This is a genomic window from Mucilaginibacter sp. (assembly GCF_036383575.1).
Classification (GTDB): Bacteria; Bacteroidota; Bacteroidia; order Sphingobacteriales; family Sphingobacteriaceae; genus Mucilaginibacter.
On sequence record NZ_DASVOB010000064.1, the window covers coordinates 1 to 4,818 of the forward strand.

The 4,818-nt window shown below is 45.5% G+C and carries 4 protein-coding genes; 1 reads left to right on the top strand and 3 read right to left on the bottom strand.

Going from position 1 to position 4,818, the window contains the following annotated elements; all coding sequences use genetic code 11:
* Positions 1-536 (bottom strand): class I tRNA ligase family protein (locus tag VF500_RS02230; RefSeq protein WP_330858114.1); only part of this gene is annotated, 536 nt, incomplete at its 3' end.
* A 136-nt stretch (positions 537-672) separates the two neighbouring features.
* On the opposite strand from VF500_RS02230, the gene VF500_RS02235 reads away from it, so the two are divergent.
* A complete protein-coding gene (locus VF500_RS02235) occupies positions 673-1,575 on the top strand; it encodes an LD-carboxypeptidase (protein WP_330858115.1) in 903 nt (300 codons plus the stop codon).
* 176 nt (positions 1,576-1,751) lie between these two features.
* On the opposite strand, the gene VF500_RS02240 is transcribed toward VF500_RS02235, so the two are convergent.
* The gene (locus tag VF500_RS02240; protein WP_330858116.1) at positions 1,752-2,837 is read right to left on the bottom strand and encodes an efflux RND transporter periplasmic adaptor subunit; all 1,086 of its coding nucleotides are present in this window, start codon (positions 2,835-2,837) and stop codon (positions 1,752-1,754) included.
* Between the two features lie 6 nt (positions 2,838-2,843).
* Positions 2,844-4,818 (bottom strand): efflux RND transporter permease subunit (locus tag VF500_RS02245; RefSeq protein ID WP_330858117.1); only part of this gene is annotated, 1,975 nt, incomplete at its 5' end.

Below are 4,818 nucleotides of genomic sequence, written 5' to 3' on the forward strand. Positions count from 1 at the left end.
GAGATCGGGTTAATAAGGTCCGTAGGACTAAGGGAAGTACCGCAACGCTCGCACTGATCGCCATAAGCATTTTCATTGCCGCAATTTGGGCAAGTGCCAATGATGTAACGGTCGGCCAGGAACTGCTGGTAATCCTCGTCAAAATACTGATCGGAGAATTTCTCAATAAACTCATCCTTTTCATACAGGTTCAGGAAAAACTCCTGGCTCAGTTCATGATGAATAGGCGACGAAGTTCGGTGATAAATGTCAAACGCAATCCCGAACTCTTCAAAACTATCTTTTATTTGCTTGTGATATTTATCAATAATAGCCTGCGGGGTAGTATCTTCTTTTTTGGCTTTGATGGTGATGGCCGCGCCATGCTCATCCGAACCGCATATATACACTACATCCTTTTTTTTGAGCCTTAAGTACCGCACAAAAATATCTGCCGGCAGGTACGCGCCCGCGAGGTGACCGATATGTAAGGGGCCGTTGGCATAAGGCAGGGCCGATGTAATGGTGAATCGTTTATATTTGTTGAGTTGTGACATTAAATATCGCCTTGGTAAATAGTGTGCAAAGATAATTCATTTCAATCGGAAAATACCTGAACCATGATGCTCATGATTTAAGGATTTCCTGAATTTTGACTTTAATAATCAAGGCAATCGTTAAATCTTTAAAATCATGGTTCAAATTCAACCACCATACCTCAAAAAAGGCGATAAAATAGCTATCACCTGCCCGGCAAAAAAACTACCTAACCCTATGACGGACGCCATTGCATTGCTACAAAGCTGGGGACTGGAAGTTGTGTTGGGCGATACCGTAAATGCCTCATTTCACCAGTTTGCAGGTAATGACGAGTTGCGTGCGGCGGATATGCAGCGCTTTATTGACGATGACAGTATCAAAGCCATCATAGCTGCCCGCGGCGGTTACGGAACCGTCAGGATGATTGACAAGGTTGATTTTGGCCGATTGGCGCAAAATCCAAAATGGCTCATCGGCTTTAGTGATATCACGGTGCTTCATACCCACTTGTTTGCCAATTACGGAGCGCAAACCATTCACGGGCAAATGCCGGTTAATATTCCGGATGCGTCCAAACATTCGATAGATACTTTGAGGCGAGCCCTGTTTGGCGAAGAACTGAACTATGATTTTACAACCCATAATATCAACAAACCGGGCAATACTGGAGGCGTACTAATTGGCGGCAACTTATCCCTGCTGGTAGCTATTTCCGGCTCGGTATCTGATCTGGATTATACCGGCAAGATCCTGTTTATTGAAGATGTAGGCGAATACCTTTATTCGGTAGACAGGATGCTGCGCATGTTGGACAGGGCCGGAAAGCTAAAAAATCTGGCGGGTGTGGTAGTGGGTGGATTTACCGATATTAAAGATAATGATATCCCCTTTGGCCAAACCGTGTCACAAATAGTAACGGACATTGTTAAAGATTATAATTACCCGGTATGTTTTGATTTCCCGGCGGGGCATATTCCGGATAATAATAGCCTGGTGTTGGGGCGCGAGGTAACTTTAGAGGTAGATGAGCAACAGGCGAAGCTGAGCTTTGTGTAACGAAACTTTTAAATTCTCCTTTAAAGAGCAGGGCTATTATATGCTAATCTTTAGTTCTTAAAACACGCACAGCTAAGCGCCGGCGATTACTTCGCTTATAATTTTGAACTTGCAGATATATAATTAGCATACAATAACCCCGCCCTCAAGAGGGAATTAGCAACCCACTAACAACATCATTGAATCATCGCCCCTTCCTTCACCTCGTCGCTTGCGTTTTTGAGGATGGGATCATTGGCCTTCAGGTTACCGAACACCTCGGTTGAATCATGCCTTGTTAATCCTTCCTTGATATCTGTTAAAACAGCTTTGCCATTTTTTACAGCAATTACATATTCCCGCTCGGTTGAACGGATGATGGCGTTGTTTGGAACAAGCAGTGATTTTGCGCCAGATAACATCGGGATCTTAACTTCAGCATACATACCCGGTTTTAATATCCCCTGGAGGTTTAAAACGTCTATCTCAATAGCTTCAGAACGCATGCTCCCTAAAGCATTAGCCGAACGACTTATCTTAGCCGTTTGTTCCTGCCCTGGCATAGCGTTAAAAGTGAATTTAACGGGTTGTTTAAGATCAACTTTATCCACATAATCTTCGGGGACATAAACCTCTAAACGTAGTTTTCGGGTATCCTGCAAAATGAGCATAGGCAAATCGGTGCCTTTACCCGGAGCTACCAAAGCACCCGGTGATACGTTACGTTGAATGATCATACCATCAAAAGGTGCGCGGATATTCAGATAATCCTGCATGGTGCGCACAGATGCAACGATAGAGTTTTCTGACCGGGCCATGGCTTCATCGGCTTTCATTTTTGCCAGTGCATTATCCAGTTCAAGCGGCGATACCGAGCCGGGCTCTTTTGCGGCCTCTTTTAATCGCTGATACTTTTCCTTGCTGGCAACAGCATTTTCCTTGGCCTGCATATAGCGCGAATCGGCAGCCTGTAGTTGTGATTCCATTTCGGGAGCCTCCAAGGTGATTAACAGTTGTCCTTTTTTAACCAGTGTACCCCGGTCAACAAAAACGGTTTTCACAAACCCGTTTACTTTAGGAAACAGGTTTACTTCGTTATAAGGTTTTAACTGACCGGGAAGCCGGGCTTCGCTCGACAGTGCTTTTTCGGATACTTTGCCGGTTTCATACCCGGTTACTTTTTTGGTGGATTTTGTTTCTGTCATATCCACCGGTTTTTGATTGCCTGCACATGCGGCCATCAGGCTGATACTGCTTAGCAGTATGATATATTTTAGTTTCATGATATTTTAGCTATTGGAAGTTTCAAGTTGTTGCGGTTGATTAACGTTTACATCCTTTAACAGGGAAGGGGAATCATAAGTAGTTTTTTGCTGAACCCAGGCAAATACCTGTGGCAGGATAAACAGCGCGGCTAAGGTTGAGGCAAACAAGCCCCCTATAACGGCCCTGCCTAATGGAGCGGTTTGTTCGCCGGCTTCACCCATACCCGATGCCATGGGGACCATACCGGCCATCATGGCTAAACTGGTCATGAGGATGGGCCTTAACCGGATGGACGCACTGGTAATGGCAGCCCTTGTGGAGTCTTTATAATCCAACCTCAGGGTCTCGGCATTGGTCACGATCAGGATGGCGTTTGCTACCGATACCCCTGTTGACATGATCATCCCCATATAACTCTGTAGGTTAAGTGTTGACCCGGTAAGCAGCAAGGCTGTTAGCGAGCCTAATATTACCGCTGGCACGGTGGATAACACTGTAAGCGATAATTTAAACGACTGGTAATTGGCGGCCAACAGTAAAAAGATCACCAAAATGGCAAACATCAAACCGTTTTGCAGGCTGTCCAACGTTTCCGTTAGCAAGCTCGACATCCCTTTAACCTCTGCAATTAAGCCTTTAGGAGGTGCGCCAACCGATTTAATAACGTCCTGAACAGCGGCGGTAGCCGTTCCCAGGTCTCTCTTGTAAATATTAGCGCTCACCGTTAAAAAGCGCCGTGGACCGGTACGGTCATATTCGCCGGGGACATAGTTGACCTTGAAGCTGGCAATATCGCCCAGTACCGGTGTACTTTGGCCTTTTACCAATGGGATCTCTTTCAACTCATCCATAGTATTCATCACATACTCCGGAATCTGCACCTGTACCTGGTAGGTATAGGCCGATTTGTCATCGAGCCAAAGATTTTTCTCCGTAAAACGACTTGATGACGTACTGGCTGTAACAGACCGGGCAACATCTTTAATATCCAGCCCCAACTGAGCAGCTTTGAGCCTGTCGAGCGTGATGGCAACCACCGGAAATTTTAGCGGTTGATTGATCTGCACATCCCGCAGGTAATCTATCTTTTTAAGCCCGGCCAAAACTTTGTTGGCATAGCCTTCTATCTGTGCCATATCCTTACCTGCCACCCTTATTTCAATTGGGGTAGATGCACCCTGGCTCATGATCTTTTCAGTCATGTCGATAGGTTCAAAAGTAATACGGAGATCGGGTATACGCGATGCTATGTTTTTACGGAGGGCATCCTTAAGCTCATCCATATTGATATGATAATCCTCGTCAAGATTAACCTGAAGCACAGCCTCATGTGTACCTGTATTAAACACATAAAGGTTACTGGTGCCGTAGCTGCTGGGCACAATCCCCACATAGCCCGATGTAATAGCTACGTGATGATTTACGGTACTGTCGATGATCTGCAATACCTGTTTCAACCCATCTTCTGTGCGCTCAAGCCTTGTACCGTCGGGTTCTTTGATCCTGATCTGGAACTGGCCGTTATTAAGCTTAGGCATCATATCCTTGCCTATGGTAACAAAGCATACACCTGCAAGCAACAACACTATAACAAGATAAACAGGCACAATTACACGTTTATTCGGCATCCATTTTTGCAGGATGTTCATGAAACGAATTTTTACCCGTTCAAACAGGTCATTCTTTTCGGGATGTTTTTGTTCCTGCTGCAGGTGATGGTTTACCTGCCCTTCCTCCGGCCTGTCCATAGCTTCACCGGCATGAGCGTGTAGTTTGCCATGCTCATAGTGCTGGTAAGTTTCGGCCTTGATAAGCCAGTTCGACATGATCGGCACCAGCGTTTGTGCTATGATGTACGACACGATCATGGTTAAACCTATCGAAAGAGACAGCGGCAAGAACATGGCCTTAGGTACACCGTTCATCATAAATGATGGTGCAAACACGGCCAGGATACAAAGCAGGATCAGCAACAATGGGAAGGAAATTTCCTGGCAA